Origin of the sequence: Mycolicibacterium gilvum, assembly GCF_900454025.1 — a bacterium.
Taxonomy (GTDB): domain Bacteria; phylum Actinomycetota; class Actinomycetes; order Mycobacteriales; family Mycobacteriaceae; genus Mycobacterium; species Mycobacterium gilvum.
The window spans coordinates 4,996,711-5,020,198 of record NZ_UGQM01000001.1 but is presented as its reverse complement, the minus strand read 5'-3'; the positions used below and the strand labels follow the sequence as shown (position 1 = coordinate 5,020,198).

General features: G+C 64.8%; 8 protein-coding genes. 5 read left to right on the top strand and 3 right to left on the bottom strand.

Annotated elements, in window-relative coordinates:
* Nucleotide 1: 1 nt before the first annotated feature.
* Nucleotides 2-2,152 carry a 3-hydroxyacyl-CoA dehydrogenase NAD-binding domain-containing protein gene (locus DYE23_RS23495; protein ID WP_115328301.1) on the top strand — a complete coding sequence of 717 codons (2,151 nt, stop codon included), beginning with the start codon at nucleotides 2-4 and terminating at the stop codon, nucleotides 2,150-2,152.
* 93 nt (nucleotides 2,153-2,245) lie between these two features.
* Here the strand turns inward: DYE23_RS23495 and DYE23_RS30935 are convergent, their stop codons facing one another.
* Entirely contained in the window at nucleotides 2,246-2,404 is a 159-nt protein-coding gene (locus tag DYE23_RS30935; RefSeq protein WP_158022602.1) for a hypothetical protein, read from the bottom strand.
* Between the two features lie 70 nt (nucleotides 2,405-2,474).
* Between DYE23_RS30935 and DYE23_RS23490 the strand changes: the two genes are divergently transcribed.
* Nucleotides 2,475-3,440, top strand: coding sequence for a helix-turn-helix domain-containing protein (locus DYE23_RS23490; protein ID WP_115328300.1), 966 nt, complete (start codon nucleotides 2,475-2,477; stop codon nucleotides 3,438-3,440).
* 15 nt (nucleotides 3,441-3,455) lie between these two features.
* Nucleotides 3,456-4,955, top strand: coding sequence for a class I adenylate-forming enzyme family protein (locus DYE23_RS23485; protein ID WP_115328299.1), 1,500 nt, complete (start codon nucleotides 3,456-3,458; stop codon nucleotides 4,953-4,955).
* Here DYE23_RS23485 and DYE23_RS23480 read toward each other — a convergent pair.
* The gene (locus tag DYE23_RS23480; RefSeq protein ID WP_041799913.1) at nucleotides 4,952-5,377 is read right to left on the bottom strand and encodes a pyridoxamine 5'-phosphate oxidase family protein; all 426 of its coding nucleotides are present in this window, start codon (nucleotides 5,375-5,377) and stop codon (nucleotides 4,952-4,954) included. The genes DYE23_RS23485 and DYE23_RS23480 overlap by 4 nt on opposite strands.
* 67 nt (nucleotides 5,378-5,444) lie before the next feature.
* On the opposite strand from DYE23_RS23480, the gene DYE23_RS23475 reads away from it, so the two are divergent.
* Nucleotides 5,445-6,437 carry an LLM class F420-dependent oxidoreductase gene (locus tag DYE23_RS23475; protein ID WP_115328298.1) on the top strand — a complete coding sequence of 331 codons (993 nt, stop codon included), beginning with the start codon at nucleotides 5,445-5,447 and terminating at the stop codon, nucleotides 6,435-6,437.
* A 1,913-nt stretch (nucleotides 6,438-8,350) separates the two neighbouring features.
* Here DYE23_RS23475 and DYE23_RS30665 read toward each other — a convergent pair.
* On the bottom strand, nucleotides 8,351-8,758 hold the full coding sequence (locus DYE23_RS30665) for a hypothetical protein (protein ID WP_147292299.1): 408 nt from the start codon (nucleotides 8,756-8,758) through the stop codon (nucleotides 8,351-8,353).
* 6 nt (nucleotides 8,759-8,764) lie between these two features.
* Here DYE23_RS30665 and DYE23_RS23470 point away from each other — a divergent pair, with 6 nt between their 5' ends.
* Nucleotides 8,765-23,485, top strand: coding sequence for a beta strand repeat-containing protein (locus DYE23_RS23470; RefSeq protein WP_147292298.1), 14,721 nt, complete (start codon nucleotides 8,765-8,767; stop codon nucleotides 23,483-23,485).
* Nucleotides 23,486-23,488 lie beyond the last annotated feature (3 nt).

The window sequence follows — 23,488 nt, the reverse complement described above, 5'->3', positions numbered from 1 at the left end:
AATGGCTGAGAACACCATCAAGTGGGACAAGGATGCCGACGGCATCGTCACCCTGACGCTGGACGACCCGACCGGGTCGGCCAACGTGATGAACGAGCACTACAAGGCTTCGATGCATGACGCCGTCGAACGCCTTGCCGCCGAGAAGGATTCGGTCACCGGTGTGGTGATCGCCAGCGCGAAGAAGACCTTCTTCGCCGGCGGTGACCTCAAGGGCATGATGAACGTCGGCCCCGACAACGCGGCGGAGTCCTTCGCCGAGGTCGAGTTCATCAAGGCCGACCTGCGCAAGCTGGAGACCCTCGGTGTACCCGTCGTCGCAGCCATCAACGGCGCCGCCCTCGGCGGCGGCCTGGAGATCGCGCTGGCGTGTCACCACCGCATCGCCGCCGACACCCGCGGTGTCGTGATCGGCCTGCCCGAGGTCACCCTCGGGCTCCTGCCCGGCGGCGGTGGCGTGGCCCGCACCGTGCGGATGTTCGGTATCCAGAAGGCGTTCATGGAGATCCTGTCGCAGGGAACGCGTTTCAAGCCGGGCAAGGCCAAGGAGATCGGTCTGGTCGATGAGTTGGTCGACAGCGTCGAGGAACTCGTCCCCGCCGCCAAGGCGTGGATCAAAGCGAATCCGGAGGCGCACACCCAGCCGTGGGATCAGAAGGGCTACAAGATGCCCGGCGGCACGCCGAGCAGCCCCGGCCTGGCGTCGATCCTGCCGTCCTTCCCGGCACTGCTGAAGAAGCAGCTCAAGGGTGCCCCGATGCCGGCCCCGCGCGCGATCCTCGACGCCGCCGTCGAAGGCGCCCAGGTCGACTTCGACACCGCCACCCGTATCGAGAGCCGCTACTTCGTCGGCCTGGTCACCGGCCAGACCGCGAAGAACATGATCCAGGCCTTCTTCCTGGATCTGCAGGCCATCAACGGCGGCGCCTCGCGGCCCGACGGTATCGCCAAGCAGGAGATCAAGAAGATCGGTGTGCTCGGCGCGGGCATGATGGGCGCGGGTATCGCCTACGTGTCGGCCAAGGCCGGCTATGACGTTGTCCTGAAGGATGTTTCGATCGAAGCGGCCCAGAAGGGCAAGGCGTACTCGGAGAAGATCGAGGCCAAGGCGCTCGAACGTGGGCGCACGACCGAGGAAAAATTCAGGGAAGTCCTCGATCGGATCACCCCCGCCGCCGACGCCGCCGATCTCAAGGGCGTCGACTTCGTGATCGAGGCCGTCTTCGAGAACCAGGAACTCAAGCACAAGGTGTTCCAGGAGATCGAGGACATCGTCGAGCCGAACGCGCTGCTGGGCTCGAACACCTCCACGCTGCCGATCACCGGTCTGGCGACCGGCGTGAAGCGCCAGGAGGACTTCATCGGGATCCACTTCTTCTCACCCGTCGACAAGATGCCGCTGGTGGAGATCATCAAGGGCGAGAAGACCTCTGACGAGGCACTGGCCCGGGTGTTCGACTACACGCTCGCGATCGGCAAGACCCCGATCGTGGTCAACGACAGCCGTGGGTTCTTCACCTCCCGCGTCATCGGCACGTTCGTCAACGAGGCGTTGGCGATGCTCGGCGAGGGTGTGCCGGCGGCCAGCATCGAGCAGGCGGGTGCGCAGGCCGGCTACCCGGCGGCGCCGCTGCAGCTCTCCGACGAGCTCAACCTGGAGCTCATGCAGAAGATCGCCACCGAGACCCGCAAGGCGACCGAGGCGGCCGGCGGCACCCACGTGGCGCACCCGGCCGAGGAGGTCGTCAACAAGATGATCGAGATCGGTCGTCCGTCGCGGCTCAAGGGTGCGGGCTTCTACGAGTACGTCGACGGCAAGCGCGTCGGCCTGTGGCCGGGTCTCGCCGACACGTTCGGCTCCGGCGGCGCGGTCGATATCCCGTTGCAGGACATGATCGACCGCATGCTGTTCGCCGAGGCGCTGGAGACCCAGAAGTGCCTCGACGAAGGCGTGCTCACCTCGACCGCCGACGCCAACATCGGCTCCATCATGGGTATCGGCTTCCCGCCGTACACCGGTGGTTCGGCGCAGTTCATCGTCGGCTACCAGGGCGAGCTCGGTGTCGGTAAGGAGGCGTTCGTCGCGCGGGCCCAGCAGTTGGCCGAGCGCTACGGCGAGCGGTTCAACCCGCCGGCCTCGTTGACGTCCTAAGCAGCACCGCAGAGTCCCCCGCAGCTACCCGGCTGCGGGGGACTCCTGCGCTCGAGTGCACGGATTGTGTCGTGAAATAGGCGGCGGTTTCGGTCAGAAATCGTGCGTTCGGCGCGCGGCGGATTGAGGCGGTGCGGGCACTCCGTGCGCGAGGCCGTGGCCGGTGTGAATGCCGGCGGCGATCGCCGTGACGGCGCGCCCGGCACGGCTTCGGCGCAGTCGTGTCCACGTGGACTTTCGTGTGTAGAGCATGCGTCCATGCTGGTCGGATGCGACGCCTCGCAACAGTGGCCCTGGCGACAATGTTCGTTAAGATAGTGCCATGCACACCGTCGCCATCCTGGCCTATGACGGCATGTCGGGGTTCGAGTCCGGCCTGGCCGCGGAGATCTTCGGGATGACCGAGCTCTCCGAGCGATTCTCGGCCGGGCTGACGCGGCCCTGGTACACGGTGAAGCTCTGCTCGGAGAGCGCGGAACTGCGGCTGCTGGGCGGGGCGACGGTGCGCACCGCGTACGACCTGTCCGATCTCGCCGAGGCGGACACCGTGGTCATCCCCAGCGTCCGCGACATCGGGGATCCGGTGTCGAGCGAACTCGTCGACGCGATCAAGACTGCCGACGCCCGCGGGGCGCGGCTGGTGTCGATCTGCTCGGGTGCGTTCGCGCTGGCGGCGGCCGGCGTGCTCGACGGCCACAAGGCCACTACGCACTGGATCTACACCGACGAGCTGCGCGAGACCTACCCCGGGATCGACATCGACCCCAACCCGCTGTACGTGGACAACGGCCGCGTCCTGACCAGCGCGGGCTGCGCGGCCGGCCTCGATCTGTGCCTGCACATCGTGCGCACCGACTACGGGGTGCGGGTCGCCAACGACGTGGCGCGCCGGCTGGTCATCTCCCCGCACCGGGCCGGCGGGCAGGCCCAGTACATCGAGACGCCGGTGCCCGAACCGACCGAGGACGGGCGTATCGCAGCCGGAATGGCCTGGGCCCTGGAGCATCTCGATGAGACCATCACACTCGACGAGCTCGCGGCCCGCTCGGCGATGTCGCGCCGGAGCTATCTGCGTCAGTTCGCGAAGGCTACCGGCACCACGCCGATCAGATGGCTGATCGAGCAGCGTATCCAGGCGAGCCTGGCGCTGCTGGAATCGTCGGATCACTCGATCGATCAGATCGCCGCGCGCGTCGGCTTCGAGTCGACGGCGACCTTCCGCCACCATTTCGTGCGGCAGATGCATACCACCCCCAGCGACTACCGCAGCGCGTTCACCGGTTCCTGACGACGCCGTGGCCCGATGCCCCACAATGGCGGAGTGACCGAAGGGCTTACCGAAAGGTTCGCGGCTGCGCTGCACAGCTATGCCGACCGACCGTGCATCGAGTTCGACGGACGCTGGTACACAGGTGATGAGGTGGTGGCCTACGGCGCCGCAATCGCGTCGCTGTTGGAGACCGCCGGTGTTCCCGGCGACGCTCCCGTCGGCCTCATCGTGCGCAACCGGCTGCCGCACGCCGCCGCGATCGCCGGCTTCCTGGCCGCGGGGCGCACCGTCGCGATGATCTACTCCTTCCAGTCCGCCGGCGCCATCGCCGGCGATGTCGAGCGGCTGAATCTGGCCGCGGTCGTGGCTGACGCCGAGGACTGGACGGAGCCGGTGGTGGCCGCCGCCGAACGGACCGGTGCCGCGGGCGTGGCTATCTCGCTGGGCACGCCCCCGGTGGTCGCGGTCCCGCGGCTGGAACATCGCAACTCCTCCCACGCGCACGCCCCCGCCGAACCCGGTGTCGCGCTGAAGATTTTGACCAGCGGCACCACTGGTCCGCCGAAACGGCAGGCGATCGCGACCCACGTCCTTGAGCGGACCGTGTTCAGCGTGACGGCCGGGGAGAAGGCCGACGGCGACGCGCCCCCGGAGTTCGCATACTGGCAGTTCGGCGGCATCGGGGTCTGCCAGTTGATCGCGGGCCTCTACAACGGGCGCCGCGTCGCGATGCTGGAACGGTTCTCTGTGGAGGGATGGGTCGACGCGGTGAAGAGGCACCGCGTGACCCGCGCCGGGGTGCAGCCCGCGGTGATCCGGATGCTGCTGGACGCGCAGGTGCCCGCCGAGGATCTCGCTTCCCTGGAGTTCCTGATCAGCGCCTCGGGGCCCCTGGATCCCGAAACGCGGGACGAGTTCGAGGCCCGCTATCGAATCCCGATCCGATTGGCATACGGTGCAACGGAATTTGCCGGATCGCTGTGTGCGTGGACTCCGGAGATGCTCGACGAGTTCGGCAAGACCAAGCGCGACAGCGTAGGCCGCGCACTTCCTGACACCGAACTGCGCATCGTCGACGCGGAGACCGGGCGGGAACGGCCGGCGGGGGAGCGGGGGCTGCTCGAGGCCAAGGTCGGACCGCTCGGACCCGACTGGATCCGCACCACCGACATCGCCAGCATCGACGAGGACGGGTTCGTCACCCTGCACGGCCGCGCCGACGGCGCGATCAACCGCGGTGGTTTCAAGGTGCAACCCGAAGAGGTCCGGCGCGTGCTCGTCTCGCATCCCGGTGTGCGCGACGCCTGCGTGGTCGGGGTCCCCGACGCCCGGCTCGGCCAGGTTCCTTTCGCCGCGATCGAGGTCGTGCCGGGCGCGGACACCCCGTCCGACGACGAGCTCAAAAGCCTGGTGCGCCAGAAGCTTCCGGTCTACGCCGTCCCGGTGGCGTTCACCATGGTCGACGCGCTTCCCCGCAATCCTGCCCTGAAGGTGAGCCTGCCCGCCGTCGCGGCGCTCTACGGCGCGGTCTAGAGCGAGCCGAGGTCCGAGGACAGCCAGTGCGCCGCCTCGACGAAGACGGCCACGCTCTCGCCGTGCTCGCGGCGCGCGAACTCGAGGTAGCCGTCGACTTTCTCGGGCGGAAGATAGCGCCTGGTCATCTCGACGAGTTGGTCATCGGTGCCGGGCTCGATGCGCAGCACAGGACCGTCGACTGCGACGTAGCGCACGCTGGGTTCGACCCGCTCGACCATCAGCGAGACGAACCCGGCGGCCTCGATGAGCCGGTGCTTGCGGGAACCGGCGCCGGTGGTGAACCAGAGTTCGCCACCGGGGGAGTACTGGTACCAGATGGGTACGGTCAGCGGGCCGCGGTCGGCGCCGTTGGCCACGGACAGCGCGGCAATGTGCGGTTCGGCGAGGAACTCCTCGCGTTCCGGTTTGGACAGAGGCATGACTCGCACGCTACCCAGCCGCGGCGACACGTTTCGCAGATCGGCAGCGCCACCTAGAGTCGGTTTCATGCGCTTCGGACTCTTCATCCCGCAAGGCTGGCGACTCGACCTGGTCGGAATCGATCCGCGAGACCAATGGCGGGTGATGAGCGATCTCGCGACGTACGTCGACGCCGGCGATGCGTGGGACTCCCTGTGGGTCTACGACCACTTCCACACCGTGCCCGTGCCGACAGACGAGGCCACCCACGAGGCCTGGTCGCTGATGTCGGCGTATGCGGCGACGACGTCGCGGATCAAGCTGGGGCAGATGTGCACGGCGATGAGCTACCGCAACCCGGCCTACCTGGCGAAGGTCGCCGCGACGGCCGACGTGATCTCGGGTGGCCGGGTCCAGATGGGCATCGGCGGCGGATGGTACGAACACGAGTGGCGCGCTTACGGATACGGGTTCCCGTCGGCCGGGACGCGCCTTGCCCGGCTCGACGAAGGGGTCCAGATCATGCGCGACGCCTGGCGCGACGGCGTGGTGTCCTTCGACGGCAAGCACTACCAGGTCGACGGTGCGATCGTGGCTCCGCGTCCGCTGCAGGACGGTGGGCTGCCGCTCTGGATCGCGGGCGGCGGCGAGAAGGTCACGCTGCGCATCGCGGCGAAGTACGCGCAGTACACCAACTTCACCTCGGAGCCAGACGGCTTCGAACACAAGTCACGGGTGCTGGCTGAACACTGTAAGGACGTCGGCACCGATTTCGACGCGATCGTGCGGTCGGCCAACATCAATGCCGTCGTCGGCACGTCGGAGGCCGACGTCGAAGACCGGCTCGCCCGTGTGCGCTCTCGGATCAGTGACCTGACCGGGGAGGCCGCTGCCGACGCGATGCTCAACGCGATGAACTCCCCCCAGGCCGGCAGCGGTACACCCGAACAACTCGTGGAGAGCCTGCAACGCCTGCGTGATCTCGGCTGCGAGTACGTGATCTGCTACTTCCCGGAAGCCGCCTACGACAGGTCGAGCATCGAACTGTTCGAGCGCGAGATCATGCCCGCGCTGGCGTAGGAGGCAAATACTGACACGTGCGTCGGTGGGATCGGGGTCCACGCGTCCGTGATGACGGCTCCGAGATACGCGCCCAGTTGTGAGGTCGGCAAATTCGTTGGCGCCACATCCTTCTGGGCAACGACCGTGACGCCGATCACTCCGGCACCGCCGGATGCCGCCGCGTAACCACCGCAGCGTTGCCCGCGGAGTGGCAGGCGCCGTCGGCCCTCCCGTCCAGCGGTCACTGTGACGGGGATCGAGCCGACAAATTTCCGGTGGCGTCGATTTGCTCGACAGGCGGAGAACCCCAGGCTGTAGTGCATCTTTGAGGACCCGAACCGCAACTGCACAGTTAGCCTAAATTTTGCAAACGCAAATATGCGAGCGCTTTACGCTATCGCGGTCGCGTTATTGCTCTAAGCTCTTACGTGCTGGACGCACGCTTGACGTGACGGCGTGCGTCCAGCAAACCAAAATCATCTGGCGGCCCTGGTCGAGGCCGCGCGTCCGAATCGCCGGCGATCCCATCGATGCGCACCTTTCTGCTGGAGCACGGGTGATTCGCGACGCCGGAAGGGGCGAATCGCAGCAACGGCCTGGGCGGTCGCGGTGCTGGTGTCTCTGGAGACGTTCGACGCACGTTCGGTCCAGAAGCCGCGCCGTCGCCCTTAACCTTCCCCGCCAGCAAAGTGTGGTATTAGGGGACCCTTCGCTTCCCTGAGATATGGAAAGACGTTCCGGTGCCGACCCACCAGGCACGCCGGCGAGGGGACGATCCGACCGGCGGATATCGGGGAACGAGCGGGAACTGCTGCGAGACGTGGTCCGAGAGCAATGCCTCCAGCCATTCTCGCCATCGGTGAGTGCTGCACCGTCCGTCGATCTGGCGAGGTGCAGTGATGTCCAGATGACGGCGCACCAGCGGTGTCGTGCAAACCCGATAGCTCGGCGTGTTCGCCCGAAGCCGTCCAATATATTTGCCGACACAACTGATTTAATGCCCTTCTAGCAGCGTAATCGCTTTCGGCGGCCATTGGTTTGGTTAGCTAGATCTTGACTTTAGGAATTTCCGGCAAATATTACCGTGAACGTCACGGGATGCTCTAGGCTCCTGATTAGCGGGGGCGAGACGCCGAAGGGCTGATCGACCCAGCAAACCAGTAGATGGTGCAGGAATGGCTCGGGGGAGCGGTGCTGGCCGCTGCTTGATCGTGCGCGTGTCCGTCGCGTGCAGCTTCCCCGATTCGCCATGCAGGCACGGTCTGCAGGTGTGTGCGAACCAGAGCAGGTCCGGGGGAATGCGGTGCAGCAAACGGAGGAACACTATGTGCGCAACCCCCACCCGTCACCGCGTCTACTCCAGGAGCGGCGACACACCCGTTGACGCCGGTATCTGGGCGGCACGCGAGCTGGTCGACAAGAACGGTCCGTCGAGGTCGGCGAAGCATGCGCGTAAGCGTTCGGCAACCGGCCTGCACATCGGTCGAGTCGGTGCCCTCGCGATATCGCTCGGGGTCGGATTCGCCATCGCCAATGGATCAGGGGTGGCCTCCGCGGATACCGAGTCCGCGACGTCTTCGGCCGCGAATGCCACCAATGACGGCGAAGCGAACGGCGAGACCCGAGTCGGTGCAAAACCGAAAGCCGGGAAGGAAGAGTCAGGCTCTGACTCGCCGGGAGACGGACAAGAAGATGCTACGGAGGCCGACCCCTCAGAGTCCGAAGACGACGTCTCCATTGGAGACGGGGACGGCTCGGCCGGTGAAGGCGAGGACGTCGAGGATGGCGAAAGCGCTCCGCAGCTACCGGACACGGATTCCCCTGAAGAGGCCCCGGCGCCATCGGTAGAAACAGTCGGATCGGACGGTGCTCCGGATGCTCCGGCACCGGTTACCGATGCCACAACCGAACAGGCCGACGAGTCGACATCGTCAGTCGCCGAGGCGGCGGTCATCGACGTCGGCGCCGAACCTGCGACTGTCGTTACCGAAACCGTCGTCCCTATCGCTGACGCAGAAGGCGGCAGTGACACCGTCGTCCCGACCGCCTCGCCCGAGCTCGAGGTCACACAGGATATCGGAGCCGTCGACGTCCTGTCCGCCGTTGTTTCCAGCGTTCTTGCTCCGCTCAACGATCCGGCAACACCGGCACGAGCGCCGTGGTTCGATGGACTGCTGGCCTGGGTTCGGCGCCAAATCACTCATACCTTCTTCAACGAGAGTCCGGAGTGGGGCCCGGTCACCGCGCAGCAGCTTCTCACCGGCCAGGTAGTTGTAGACCTCAATGCGGTCGATCCCAATGGTGATCCACTGACTTTCAAGATCACTCAGCCCGAACATGGTGTCGTGCTGCGAGATCCGATCACCGGAAACTTCGTGTACACCCCCACGACGGTGGTCACGGGTGCGCCACTCATCGACAGTTTCACGGTCGTCATCAGCGACTCTTCTGAGCATCTGAAGGGTCTCCTGGGCGTCATTCAAGGGGTGCTCCACTTTCTTCGACGCGCCAGCGGCCTCGCCGAACCCGACGAGGTGACGCTGACGATTCCGGTCACAGTCAATCCCATCGTGGAGTTGGCGCCGGTCGTGGTCGTGACCCCGGTGGGGGCCGGGATCGCCGGCGAACCCATCACGGTCAGCCCCATAGTGGTAATCACCGACCTGGATTCAGAGGAACTCACCTCAGCCACTGTCACGCTCGATGATCCAGGGCCGGGTCAGATCCTTGAGTACGGTTCATTGCCGAGCGGAGTGACCGCCAACTATTCGAACGGCGTCCTCACTTTTACGGGGGCTGCGACGCTGGCGGCGTATCAAGACCTGTTGGCCTCGGTCACCCTGACCACGCCGACCGCGGCGATCAAGACGGTGTCGTTCCGAGTTGTGGATGATCAGAACAAGACGAGTCTGCCGACGATCGCCGTGATCACCGTCGTCGGTCTGCCGGTGGAGGTGCCGCCGTTGGTGGTGGTGTCCCCGGTGGCCACCGGTGTTGCGGGACAACCGATCACGATCAGTCCGATTGTGGTGATCACTGATCTGGATTCGGACCTCGAGTCGGCCACGGTGACGATCACTGACCCGGCCGATGGTGATGTCCTGTCTTGGGGTGAGGTGCCGGACGGGTTCGACGTGACCACGGGTGCCGGGTCGGTGACGTTCTCTGGTGCGGCGTCGGCGGCGGTGTATCAGCAGATCTTGCAGTCCGTCAGGTTGACCTCGACGGGTGCGGGGTTGAAGTTGGTGTCGTTTGCCGTTGCCGATGTGGATGGCAATCCCAGTGTGGTGCCTGCGGGCACGGTGGTGACGGTGGTCGGTCTTCCCGTTGAGGTGCCGCCCTTGGTGGTGGTGACCCCGGTGGCTACTGGTGTTGCGGGACAACCGATCACGATCAGCCCGATTGTGGTGATCACGGATGTGGATTCCGACATCGAGTCGGCCACGGTGACGATCGCCGACGCGACTGACGGTGACGTGCTGTCTTGGGGTGAGGTGCCGGACGTGTTCGACGTGACCACTGGTGCCGGGTCGGTGACGTTCTCTGGTGCGGCGTCGGCGGCGGTGTATCAGCAGATCTTGCAGTCCGTCAGGTTGACCTCGGCCAGTGCCGGGTTGAAGTCGGTGAGTTTTTCGGTCACTGATGTGGATGGCAATCCCAGTGTGGTGCCTGCGGGCACGGTGGTGACGGTGGTCGGTCTTCCCGTCGAGGTGCCGCCCTTGGTGGTGGTGACCCCGGTGGCCACTGGTGTTGCGGGACAACCGATTACGATCAGTCCGATCGTGATCATCACGGATGTGGATTCCGACATCGAGTCCGCGACGGTGACGATCACCGACGCGGCCGACGGTGATGTCCTGTCTTGGGGTGAGGTGCCGGACGGGTTTGGGGTGTCTGTCGGTGCGGGGTCGGTGACGTTCTCTGGTGCGGCGTCGGCGGCGGTGTATCAGCAGATCTTGCAGTCGGTCAGGTTGACGTCGGCCAGTGCCGGGTTGAAGTCGGTGAGTTTTTCGGTCACTGATGTGGATGGCAATCCCAGTGTGGTGCCTGCGGGCACGGTGGTGACCGTGGTCGGTCTTCCCGTCGAGGTGCCGCCGCTGGTGGTGGTGACCCCGGTAGCCACTGGTGTTGCGGGACAACCAATTACGATCAGTCCGATCGTGATCATCACGGATGTGGATTCCGACATCGAGTCCGCGACGGTGACGATCACCGACGCGGCTGACGGTGATGTCCTGTCTTGGGGTGAGGTGCCGGACGGGTTCGACGTGACCACTGGTGCCGGCACTGTCACGTTCAGTGGCGCAGCATCGGCCGCGATCTATCAGCAACTCCTGGAGTCCGTCACCCTGACCTCGGCCAGTGCCGGTTTGAAGTCGGTGTTGTTTGCCGTTACCGACGTGGATGGCAATCCGAGCGTGGTGCCTGCGGGCACGGTCGTCACGGTGGTCGGTCTCCCCGTCGAGGTGCCGCCGTTGATTGTGGTGACCCCGGTGGCTACTGGTGTTGCGGGACAACCGATCACGATCAGTCCGATCGTGATCATCACGGATCTGGATTCCGACATCGAGTCGGCGACGGTGACGATCGCCGATCCGGCCGAAGGTGATGTGCTGTCCTGGGGCGAGATCCCCGACGACCTTGGGGTGTCTGTCGGCGCGGGGTCGGTAACGTTCACCGGTGCTGCGTCCGCGCAGGTGTATCAGCAGCTCCTGCAGTCGGTCACGTTGACCTCGACTGCGGCGGGGTTGAAGTCCGTGAGTTTTTCGGTCACTGATGTCGATGGCAATCCCAGTGTGGTGCCTGCGGGCACGGTGGTGACTGTGGTCGGTTTGTCGGTGGAGGTGCCGCCGCTGGTGGTGGTATCCCCGGTAGCGACGGGTGTTGCAGGACAACCGATCACGGTGACTCCGATCGTGGTGATCACCGACCTGGATTCCGACATCGAGTCGGCCACGGTGACGATCGTCGACCCGGCCGAGGGTGACGTGCTGTCCTGGGGCGGGTTGCCTCAGGGTGTGTCAACGGTCGGGTTCGACGCCGAGTCCGGCACTGTCACGTTCACCGGTGCGGCGTCAGCGCAGGTGTATCAACAGCTTCTGCAGTCGGTCATGTTGACCTCGACTGCGGCGGGGTTGAAGTCGGTGAGTTTTTCGGTCACTGATGTGGATGGCAATCCCAATGTGGTGCCTGCGGGCACGGTCGTGACGGTGGTCGGTTTGTCGGTGGAGGTGCCGCCGCTGGTGGTGGTGTCGCCGGTGGCTGCTGGTGTGGTGGGTCAGCCGATCACGGTGAGTCCGATCGTGATCATCACCGACCTGGATTCCGACATCGAGTCGGCCACGGTGACGATCGTCGACCCGGCCGAGGGTGACGTGCCGTCCTGGGGCGGGTTGCCTCAGGGTGTGTCAACGGTCGGGTTCGACGCCGAGTCCGGCACTGTCACGTTCACCGGTGTGGCGTCAGCGCAGGTGTATCAACAGCTTCTGCAGTCGGTCATGTTGACCTCGACTGCGGCGGGGTTGAAGTCGGTGAGTTTTTCGGTCACTGATGTGGATGGCAATCCCAGTGTGGTGCCTGCGGGCACGGTCGTGACGGTGGTCGGTTTGTCGGTGGAGGTGCCGCCGCTGGTGGTGGTGTCGCCGGTAGCGACGGGTGTTGCCGGACAACCGATCACGATCAGTCCGATCGTGATCATCACCGACCTGGACTCCGACATCGAGTCCGCGACCGTGTCGATCACTGATCCGACTGATGGGGATGTGCTGTCCTGGGGCGGGTTGCCTCAGGGTGTGTCGACGGTGGGGTTCGATGCCGAGTCCGGGTCGGTGACGTTCACCGGTGCGGCGTCGGCAGCGATCTATCAGCAACTGCTGCAGTCGGTCACGTTGACCTCGACGGGTGCCGGGTTGAAGTCGGTGAGTTTCTCGGTTACCGATGTGGATGGCAATCCCAGTGTGGTGCCTGCGGGCACGGTCGTCACGGTGGTCGGTCTTCCCGTCGAGGTGCCGCCGCTGGTGGTGGTGTCGCCGGTAGCGACGGGTGTTGCAGGACAGCCGATCACGATCACCCCGATCGTGGTGATCACGGATCTGGATTCCGACATCGAGTCCGCGACCGTGTCGATCACTGACCCGGCCGAGGGTGACGTGCTGTCCTGGGGCGAGGTGCCGGACGGGTTCCAGGTCAGCACTGGTGCCGGCACCGTGACGTTCAGTGGCGCGGCGTCAGCGGCGATCTATCAGCAACTGCTGCAGTCGGTGACATTGACTTCGCCCAGTGCTGGGTTGAAGTCGGTGTCGTTTGTCGTTGCCGATGTGGATGGCAATCCGAGCGTGGTGCCGGCGGGCACGGTCGTCACGGTGGTCGGTTTGTCGGTGGAGGTGCCGCCGTTGGTGGTGGTGTCGCCGGTAGCGACGGGGACTGCCGGCCAGGCGATCACGGTGAGTCCGATTGTCGTGATCACTGATCTGGATTCCGACCTCGAGTCGGCCACGGTGACGATCGTCGACCCGGCTGACGGTGATGTGCTGTCCTGGGGTGGGCTTCCTCAGGGTGTGTCAACGGTCGGGTTCGATGCTGAGTCCGGGTCGGTGACGTTCACGGGCGCAGCATCGGCCGCGATCTATCAGCAGTTGCTGCAGTCGGTGACTCTGACCTCGACGGGTGCCGGTTTGAAGTCGGTCAGCTTCTCGGTCACCGATGCCGATGGCAATCCCAGTGTGGTGCCGGCGGGCACGGTCGTCACGGTGGTCGGTCTCCCCGTCGAGGTGCCGCCCTTGGTCGTGGTGTCCCCGGTAGCGACGGGTGTTGCGGGACAGCCGATCACGATCACCCCGATCGTGGTGATCACCGACCTGGACTCGGATCTCGAGTCGGCCACGGTGGCGATCACCGATCCGGCTGACGGTGATGTGCTGTCCTGGGATGGGCTTCCTCAGGGTGTGTCGACGGTCGGGTTCGACGCCGAGTCCGGGTCGGTGACGTTCACCGGTGCAGCATCGGCCGCGATCTATCAGCAACTGCTGCAGTCGGTCAGGTTGACCTCGACGGGTGCGGGGTTGAAGTCGGTGAGTTTTTCGGTCACCGATGTCGATGGCAATCCCAGTGTGGTGCCGGCGGGCACGGTCGTCACGGTGGTCGGTCTCCCCGTCGAGGTGCCGCCCTTGGTCGTGGTGTCGCCGGTAGCGACGGGTGTTGCGGGACAGCCGATTACGGTGAGTCCGATCGTGGTGATCACCGATCTGGATTCCGACATCGAGTCCGCGACCGTGTCGATCACTGACCCGGCTGAGGGTGACGTGCTGTCCTGGGGCGAGGTGCCGGACGGGTTCCAGGTCAGCACTGGTGCCGGCACCGTGACGTTCAGTGGCGCGGCGTCGGCGGCGATCTATCAGCAGTTGCTGCAGTCGGTGACTCTGACGTCGACGGCGGCGGGTTTGAAGTCGGTGAGTTTCTCGGTCACTGATGTGGATGGCAATCCCAGTGTGGTGCCGGCGGGCACGGTCGTCACGGTGGTCGGCCTACCCGTCGAGGTGCCGCCGTTGGTGGTGGTGTCCCCGGTAGCGACGGGTGTTGCAGGACAGCCGATCACGATCACCCCGATCGTAGTGATCACCGACCTGGACTCGGATCTCGAGTCGGCCACGGTGACGATCACCGATCCGGCTGACGGTGATGTGCTGTCCTGGGATGGGCTTCCTCAGGGTGTGTCAACGGTCGGGTTCGATGCTGAGTCCGGGTTGGTGACGTTCACCGGTGCGGCGTCGGCAGCGATCTATCAGCAACTGCTGCAGTCGGTGACCTTGACCTCGACGGGTGCCGGGTTGAAGTCGGTGAGTTTCTCGGTTACCGATGTGGATGGCAATCCCAGTGTGGTGCCTGCGGGCACGGTCGTCACGGTGGTCGGCCTACCAGTGGAGGTGCCGCCGTTGGTGGTGGTGTCCCCGGTAGCGACGGGTTTGGCGGGCCAGCCGATCACGGTGAGTCCGATCGTGGTGATCACGGATCTGGATTCCGACATCGAGTCGGCCACGGTGACGATCACTGACCCGGCTGACGGTGATGTCCTGTCTTGGGGCGAGATCCCCGACGACCTTGGGGTGTCTGTCGGCGTGGGGTCGGTGACGTTCACCGGTGCGGCGTCGGCCGCGGTGTATCAGCAGTTGCTGCAGTCGGTGACTCTGACGTCGACGGCGGCGGGTTTGAAGTCGGTGAGTTTCTCGGTTACCGATGTGGATGGCAATCCCAGTGTGGTGCCTGCGGGCACGGTCGTCACGGTGGTCGGCCTACCAGTGGAGGTGCCGCCGTTGGTGGTGGTGTCCCCGGTAGCGACGGGTTTGGCGGGCCAGCCGATCACGGTGAGTCCGATCGTGGTGATCACGGATCTGGATTCCGACATCGAGTCGGCCACGGTGACGATCACTGACCCGGCTGACGGTGATGTCCTGTCTTGGGGCGAGATCCCCGACGACCTTGGGGTGTCTGTCGGCGTGGGGTCGGTGACGTTCACCGGCGCGGCGTCAGCGCAGGTGTATCAGCAGCTCCTGCAGTCGGTCACGTTGACCTCGACGGGCGCGGGGCTGAAGTCGGTGTCGTTTGCCGTTGCCGATGTGGATGGCAATCCCAGTGTGGTGCCCGCCGCGACTGTGGTGACGGTGGTCGGTTTGTCGGTGGAGGTGCCGCCGTTGGTGGTGGTGTCGCCGGTGGCTGCTGGTGTGGTGGGTCAGCCGATCACGGTGAGTCCGATTGTGGTGATCACGGATCTGGATTCCGACATCGAGTCGGCCACGGTGACGATCACCGATCCGGCTGATGGGGATGTGCTGTCCTGGGGCGAGGTGCCGGACGGGTTCGACGTGACCACGGGTGCCGGCACTGTCACGTTCAGTGGCGCAGCGTCGGCCGCGATCTATCAGCAGTTGCTGCAGTCGGTCACCCTGACCTCGACCGCTCCCGGGTTGAAGTCGGTGAGCTTCTCGGTCACTGATGTCGATGGCAATCCCAGTGTGGTGCAGGCCGCGACTGTGGTGACGGTGGTCGGTTTGTCGGTGGAGGTGCCGCCGCTGGTGGTGGTGTCGCCGGTGGCTGCTGGTGTGGTGGGTCAGCCGGTGACGATCAGTCCGATCGTGGTGATCACGGATCTGGATTCCGACATCGAGTCCGCGACCGTGTCGATCACCGATCCGGCCGAGGGTGATGTCCTGTCCTGGGGCGAGGTGCCGGACGGGTTTGGCGTGTCTGTGGGTGCGGGGTCGGTGACGTTTACGGGCGCGGCGTCGGGCGCGATCTATCAGCAGTTGCTGCAGTCGGTCACCCTGACCTCGACCGCTCCCGGGTTGAAGTCGGTGAGCTTCTCGGTCACTGATGTCGATGGCAATCCCAGTGTGGTGCAGGCCGCGACTGTGGTGACGGTGGTCGGTTTGTCGGTGGAGGTGCCGCCGCTGGTGGTGGTGTCGCCGGTGGCTGCTGGTGTGGTGGGTCAGCCGATCACGATCAGTCCGATCGTGGTGATCACGGATCTGGATTCCGACATCGAGTCGGCCACGGTGTCGATCACCGATCCGGCTGACGGTGATGTGCTGTCCTGGGGCGAGGTACCCGAGGGGTTCGACGTGACCACGGGTGCCGGCACCGTGACGTTCACCGGTGCGGCGTCGGCCGCGATCTATCAGCAGTTGCTGCAGTCGGTCACCCTGACCTCGACCGCTCCCGGGTTGAAGTCGGCGAGTTTCTCGGTCACCGATGTCGATGGCAATCCGAGCGTGGTGCAGGCCGCGACTGTGGTGACGGTGGTCGGTTTGTCGGTTCAGGTGCCGCCGTTGGTGGTGGTGTCGCCGGTAGCGACGGGTGTTGTCGGACAACCGATCACGATCAGTCCGATCGTGGTGATCACCGATCTGGATTCCGACATCGAGTCCGCGACCGTGTCGATCACTGACGCGACTGATGGGGATGTGCTGTCCTGGGGCGAGGTGCCGGACGGGTTTGGCGTGTCTGTGGGTGCGGGGTCGGTGACGTTCACCGGTGCTGCGTCCGCGCAGGTGTATCAGCAGTTGCTGCAGTCGGTGACTCTGACGTCGACGGGTGCGGGGTTGAAGTCGGTGAGTTTTTCGGTCACTGATGTGGATGGCAATCCCAGTGTGGTGCCTGCGGGCACGGTGGTGACGGTGGTCGGTTTGTCGGTGGAGGTGCCGCCGTTGGTGGTGGTGTCGCCGGTGGCTGCTGGTGTGGTGGGTCAGCCGGTGACGATCAGTCCGATCGTGGTGATCACGGATCTGGATTCCGACATCGAGTCCGCGACCGTGTCGATCACCGATCCGGCCGAGGGTGATGTGCTGTCCTGGGGCGAGGTGCCGGACGGGTTTGGCGTGTCTGTGGGTGCGGGGTCGGTGACGTTTACGGGCGCAGCGTCGGGCGCGATCTATCAGCAGTTGCTGCAGTCGGTCACCCTGACCTCGACCGCTCCCGGGTTGAAGTCGGTGAGCTTCTCGGTCACTGATGTCGATGGCAATCCCAGTGTGGTGCAGGCCGCGACTGTGGTGACGGTGGTCGGTTTGTCGGTTCAGGTGCCGCCGCTGGTGGTGGTGTCGCCGGTGGCTGCTGGTGTGGTGGGTCAGCCGATCACGGTGAGTCCCATCGTGGTGATCACGGATCTGGATTCCGACATCGAGTCGGCCACGGTGACGATCACCGATCCGGCTGACGGTGATGTGCTGTCCTGGGGCGAGGTGCCGGACGGGTTCGACGTGACCACGGGTGCCGGCACTGTCACGTTCAGTGGCGCAGCGTCGGCCGCGATCTATCAGCAGTTGCTGCAGTCGGTGACTCTGGCGTCGACGGGTGCGGGGTTGAAGTCGGTGAGTTTTTCGGTCACTGATGTGGATGGCAATCCCAGTGTGGTGCCGGCCGCGACTGTGGTGACGGTGGTCGGTTTGTCGGTGGAGGTGCCGCCGTTGGTGGTGGTGTCGCCGGTAGCGACGGGTGTTGCCGGACAGCCGATCACGGTGAGCCCGATCGTGGTGATCACCGACTTGGATTCCGACATCGAGTCGGCCACGGTGACGATCACCGATCCGGCTGACGGTGACGTGCTGTCCTGGGGCGAGGTGCCGGACGGGTTTGGCGTGTCGGTGGGTGCGGGGTCGGTGACGTTTACGGGCGCAGCGTCCGCGGCGATCTATCAGCAGTTGCTGCAGTCGGTGACCCTGACCTCGACGGCGGCGGGGTTGAAGTCGGTGAGTTTCTCGGTCACTGATGTGGATGGCAATCCCAGTGTCGTGCAGGCCGCGACCGTGGTGACAGTGGTCGGTCTGCCTGAGGTGCAGATCGTTCCGGTGGTGTTGGTCGCCGCAGCCGCGGCCGGAGCTACCGGACAGCCGATCACGGTGAGTCCCATCGTGGTGATCACCGACTTGGATTCCGACATCGAGTCCGCGACCGTGTCGATCACTGACGCGACTGATGGGGATGTGCTGTCCTGGGGCGAGGTACCCGAGGGGTTCCAGGTGACCACTGGTGCCGGCACCGTGACGTTCACCGGTGCGGCGTCGGCCGCCATCTATCAGCAACTGCTGCAGTCGGTGACTCTGACGTCGACGGGTGCGGGGTTGAAGTCGGTGAGTTTTTCGGTCACCGATGTGGATGGCAATCCCAGTGTGGTGCCTGCGGGCACGGTGGTGACGGTGGTCGGTTTGTCGGTGGAGGTGCCGCCGTTGGTGGTGGTGTCGCCGGTAGCGACGGGTGTTGCCGGACAGCCGATCACGGTGAGTCCCATCGTGGTGATCACCGACTTGGATTCCGACATCGAGTCGGCCACGGTGACGGTCACAGACCCGGCTGATGGGGATGTGCTGTCCTGGGGCGAGGTGCCGGACGGGTTCGACGTGACCACGGGTGCCGGCACTGTCACGTTCAGTGGCGCAGCGTCGGCCGCGATCTATCAGCAGTTGCTGCAGTCGGTCACCCTGACCTCGACCGCTCCCGGGTTGAAGTCGGTGAGCTTCTCGGTCACTGATGTCGATGGCAATCCCAGTGTGGTGCAGGCCGCGACTGTGGTGACGGTGGTCGGTTTGTCGGTGGAGGTGCCGCCGCTGGTGGTGGTGTCGCCGGTGGCTGCTGGTGTGGTGGGTCAGCCGATCACGATCAGTCCGATCGTGGTGATCACGGATCTGGATTCCGACATCGAGTCGGCCACGGTGTCGATCACCGATCCGGCTGACGGTGATGTGCTGTCCTGGGGCGAGGTACCCGAGGGGTTCGACGTGACCACGGGTGCCGGCACCGTGACGTTCACCGGTGCGGCGTCGGCCGCGATCTATCAGCAGTTGCTGCAGTCGGTCACCCTGACCTCGACCGCTCCCGGGTTGAAGTCGGCGAGTTTCTCGGTCACCGATGTCGATGGCAATCCGAGCGTGGTGCAGGCCGCGACTGTGGTGACGGTGGTCGGTTTGTCGGTTCAGGTGCCGCCGCTGGTGGTGGTATCCCCGGTAGCGACGGGTGTTGTCGGACAACCGATCACGATCAGTCCGATCGTGGTGATCACCGATCTGGATTCCGACATCGAGTCCGCGACCGTGTCGATCACTGACGCGACTGATGGGGATGTGCTGTCCTGGGGCGAGGTGCCGGACGGGTTTGGCGTGTCTGTGGGTGCGGGGTCGGTGACGTTCACCGGTGCTGCGTCCGCGCAGGTGTATCAGCAGTTGCTGCAGTCGGTGACTCTGACGTCGACGGGTGCGGGGTTGAAGTCGGTGAGTTTTTCGGTCACTGATGTGGATGGCAATCCCAGTGTGGTGCCTGCGGGCACGGTGGTGACGGTGGTCGGTTTGTCGGTGGAGGTGCCGCCGTTGGTGGTGGTGTCGCCGGTAGCGACGGGTGTTGCCGGACAGCCGATCACGGTGAGTCCGATCGTGGTGATCACCGACTTGGATTCCGACATCGAGTCGGCCACGGTGACGATCACCGATCCGGCTGATGGGGATGTGCTGTCCTGGGGCGAGGTGCCGGACGGGTTTGGCGTGTCGGTGGGTGCGGGGTCGGTGACGTTTACGGGCGCAGCGTCCGCGGCGATCTATCAGCAGTTGCTGCAGTCGGTGACCCTGACCTCGACGGCGGCGGGGTTGAAGTCGGTGAGTTTCTCGGTCACTGATGTGGATGGCAATCCCAGTGTCGTGCAGGCCGCGACCGTGGTGACAGTGGTCGGTCTGCCTGAGGTGCAGATCGTTCCGGTGGTGTTGGTCGCCGCAGCCGCGGCCGGAGCTACCGGACAGCCGATCACGGTGAGTCCCATCGTGGTGATCACCGATCTGGATTCCGACATCGAGTCCGCGACCGTGTCGATCACTGACGCGACTGATGGGGATGTGCTGTCCTGGGGCGAGGTACCCGAGGGGTTCCAGGTGACCACTGGTGCCGGCACCGTGACGTTCACCGGTGCGGCGTCGGCCGCCATCTATCAGCAACTGCTGCAGTCGGTGACTCTGACGTCGACGGGTGCGGGGTTGAAGTCGGTGAGTTTTTCGGTCACCGATGTGGATGGCAATCCCAGTGTGGTGCCTGCGGGCACGGTGGTGACGGTGGTCGGTTTGTCGGTGGAGGTGCCGCCGTTGGTGGTGGTGTCGCCGGTAGCGACGGGTGTTGCCGGACAGCCGATCACGGTGAGTCCCATCGTGGTGATCACCGACTTGGATTCCGACATCGAGTCGGCCACGGTGACGGTCACAGACCCGGCTGATGGGGATGTGCTGTCCTGGGGCGAGGTGCCGGACGGGTTTGGCGTGTCGGTGGGTGCGGGGTCGGTGACGTTTACGGGCGCAGCGTCCGCGGCGATCTATCAGCAGTTGCTGCAGTCGGTGACCCTGACCTCGACGGCGGCGGGGTTGAAGTCGGTGAGTTTCTCGGTCACTGATGTGGATGGCAATCCCAGTGTCGTGCAGGCCGCGACCGTGGTGACAGTGGTCGGTCTGCCTGAGGTGCAGATCGTTCCGGTGGTGTTGGTCGCCGCAGCCGCGGCCGGAGCTACCGGACAGCCGATCACGGTGAGTCCCATCGTGGTGATCACCGATCTGGATTCCGACATCGAGTCCGCGACCGTGTCGATCACTGACGCGACTGATGGGGATGTGCTGTCCTGGGGCGAGGTACCCGAGGGGTTCCAGGTGACCACTGGTGCCGGCACCGTGACGTTCACCGGTGCGGCGTCGGCCGCCATCTATCAGCAACTGCTGCAGTCGGTGACTCTGACGTCGACGGGTGCGGGGTTGAAGTCGGTGAGTTTCTCGGTCACCGATGTGGATGGCAATCCCAGTGTGGTGCCTGCGGGCACGGTGGTGACTGTGGTCGGTTTGTCGGTGGAGGTGCCGCCGCTGGTGGTGGTATCGCCGGTAGCGACGGGTGTTGCAGGACAACCGATCACGATCAGTCCGATCGTGGTGATCACCGACCTGGATTCCGACATCGAGTCGGCCACGGTGACGATCGTCGACCCGGCCGAGGGTGACGTGCTGTCCTGGGCCGGGTTGCCTCAGGGTGTGTCGACGGTTGGGTACGACGCTCAGTCCGGATCAGTGACGTTCACCGGTGCGGCATCAGCGCAGGTGTATCAGCAACTGCTGCAGTCGGTCACCCTGACCTCGGCCGCTGCCGGGTTGAAGTCGGTGAGTTTCTCAGTCACTGATGTCGATGGCAATCCCAGTGTCGTGCAGGCCGCGACCGTGGTGACGGTGGTCGGGTTGCCTGAGGTGCAGATCGTTCCGGTGGTGTTGGTCGCCGCAGCCGCGGCGGGAACTACCGGACAGCCGATCACGGTGAGTCCGATCGTGGTGATCACCGATCTGGACTCCGACATCGACTCCGCGACAGTGACGGTCACTGACCCGGCCGAGGGTGATGTCCTGTCCTGGGGCGATGTTCCAGACGGGTTCGACGTGACTCCGGGTGCCGGCACTGTCACGTTCACCGGTGCGGCGTCGGCCGCGGTGTATCAGCAGTTGCTGCAGTCGGTCACGTTGACCTCGACCGCTCCCGGGTTGAAGTCGGTGAGTTTCTCGGTCACTGATGTCGATGGCAATCCCAGCGTGGTGCCGGCCGCGACCGTGGTGACGGTGATCGGCCTCTCTGCGGCCTCGCCGATCGTTCTGACATCAGTCGTCAGTGTCTCGCACACGGCTGGTGGTACATCCACCCCGGTCGACTCCGGAATTGTTGTGCTCGACGGAGACTCGTCGATGATGTCGGGCGCAACCGTGACAATCAGCAACCCGGCCGAGGGCGATTCACTGACCTGGGGCGCCTTGCCCGACGGTGTATCGGCAGGATACGACTCCGGTGTTCTCACCTTCGACGGCGATGCCACAGTGAGCCAGTACCAACAGCTGTTGCGAACAGTCGCGTTCTCGACGAGCACCACAGCCTTGACGTCAATTCGAAGCATTTTGTTCACAGTTTCGGACTCTGAGCTCAATACCAGCACGCCGGGGACAGTGGCAGTGGCAGTCGTGTCGCTACCCGTCCTCGCCACCCCCGTCGTCGTCACATCGGTGGCCAACGTGACCTACACATCGGGTGCGACGGAAACGGTACTGGATCCGAATCTGACTCTGCTGGATGCTGATTCGCCGAACATCTCGCGAGCCGTGGTGTCCATCGTGGGCGGTGCGGCATCAGGGGAGGTTCTTGCATTCACTCCGCAATCCGGCATCAGCGGCACCTACGACGCAGGCGTGCTGACCTTCGAAGGTACCGCCACCCTGAGCGCCTACCAAGAGCTCCTACGCTCGGTGACCTTCTCCACCAGCAGCGGAGCACTGGCCACCATCAAGAGCGTCTCGTTCGTGGTGACCGACGCCGACGGCAAGGTCAGTGGTCCGGGCCTCGTTGCCGTGACGGTGGTTTCCGCGCCTGTGAATGTCGCTCCGCTGGTGATCACGTCAGGGGTGAACCTGAGTTATACGGCGGGATCCACCGCAGTGAACGTCGACTCGGGTCTCGGTCTGCTCGATCTCGATTCGAGCATGCTCAAGGGGGCGACGGTGAAGATCACGGGTAACTTCAGTGTCGGTGACCTGTTGAGCTTCACTGCACAACAAGGGATTTCCGGAAGCTTCGATGCCGACACCGGAACGCTGACCTTCACCGGCGATGCGCCGGTCGCCGACTACCAGCAGTTGCTTCGATCGGTGAAGATTGCGACGGGTTCGGCAGCGCCGGCGACCATCAAGACGGTGTCGTTCACCGTGACCGACACGCAGAACGCGTCGAGTCTGCCGGGCTCGGTCGCGGTGGCGGTCCTCGCTGCGCCGGTGAACCTGGCGCCCCTTGTCACAACCCTGCTCGGTCCGATCTACACGGCGGGAAACACTGCGGTGGCGGTGAACCCGTTGCTCACGATCCTGGACCTCGACTCGTCGACGATGCAGGGTGCGTCGGTGGCGATCACCGATAACTTCGCCACGGGCGACGTTCTCGATTTCACAGCTGTGGCCGGCATCGACGGGAACTACGACAGCGTCACGGGAGTGCTGACGTTTACGGGGGATGCGAGTACGGCGGCGTATCAGGACTTGTTGCGGTCGGTGACGTTCGCGTCGGGCCCGTCGGGTTCGACGGAGATCAAGACCATCACCATCACCGCGACCGATGCGCAGGGTGCGTCCAGCCCGAACGCCACAGCGTTGGTGACGCAGACGGCCAACTCGGCACCCATCCTCACCGCCCCGCTCGGAGGAGGTCTACTCCTTCTGGGCGCGCAGGTAGTGAGCCCAGGTGTGGTGATAGTCGATGATTCTTCCTTCCTGGATCAGGCGGTCATCACGATCACCAACGTTCAAAGCGTCGATAAGCTTGAGTTCACTGCGGTCGGAGACATCACCGGCATCTACGAAAACGGAGTACTGACCCTGTCGGGTGAGGGGACTGTTGCGCAGTACCAGGCAGCGATGGCGTCGGTCAGGTTCTCGAAGACAGGGATCAATCTGCTCGGGAGCCGCACCATCACCATGGTTGTCCGGGACTTCCAGGGCGTTTACAGCAACACGACGACGGGCCTGCTCACGCTCATCCTGTGACCC

What these genes read in the sequence shown, in the direction of transcription:
- DYE23_RS23495 (WP_115328301.1), top strand. Translation starts at nt 2, where the DNA reads ATGGCTGAGAACACCATCAAGTGGGACAAGGATGCCGACGGCATCGTC.
- DYE23_RS30935 (WP_158022602.1), bottom strand. Translation starts at nt 2,404, where the DNA reads ATGCTCTACACACGAAAGTCCACGTGGACACGACTGCGCCGAAGCCGT.
- DYE23_RS23490 (WP_115328300.1), top strand. Translation starts at nt 2,475, where the DNA reads ATGCACACCGTCGCCATCCTGGCCTATGACGGCATGTCGGGGTTCGAG.
- DYE23_RS23485 (WP_115328299.1), top strand. Translation starts at nt 3,456, where the DNA reads ATGCCCCACAATGGCGGAGTGACCGAAGGGCTTACCGAAAGGTTCGCG.
- DYE23_RS23480 (WP_041799913.1), bottom strand. Translation starts at nt 5,377, where the DNA reads ATGCCTCTGTCCAAACCGGAACGCGAGGAGTTCCTCGCCGAACCGCAC.
- DYE23_RS23475 (WP_115328298.1), top strand. Translation starts at nt 5,445, where the DNA reads ATGCGCTTCGGACTCTTCATCCCGCAAGGCTGGCGACTCGACCTGGTC.
- DYE23_RS30665 (WP_147292299.1), bottom strand. Translation starts at nt 8,758, where the DNA reads ATGTTCGGGCTGAGTGATCTTGAAAGTCAGTGGATCACCATTGGGATC.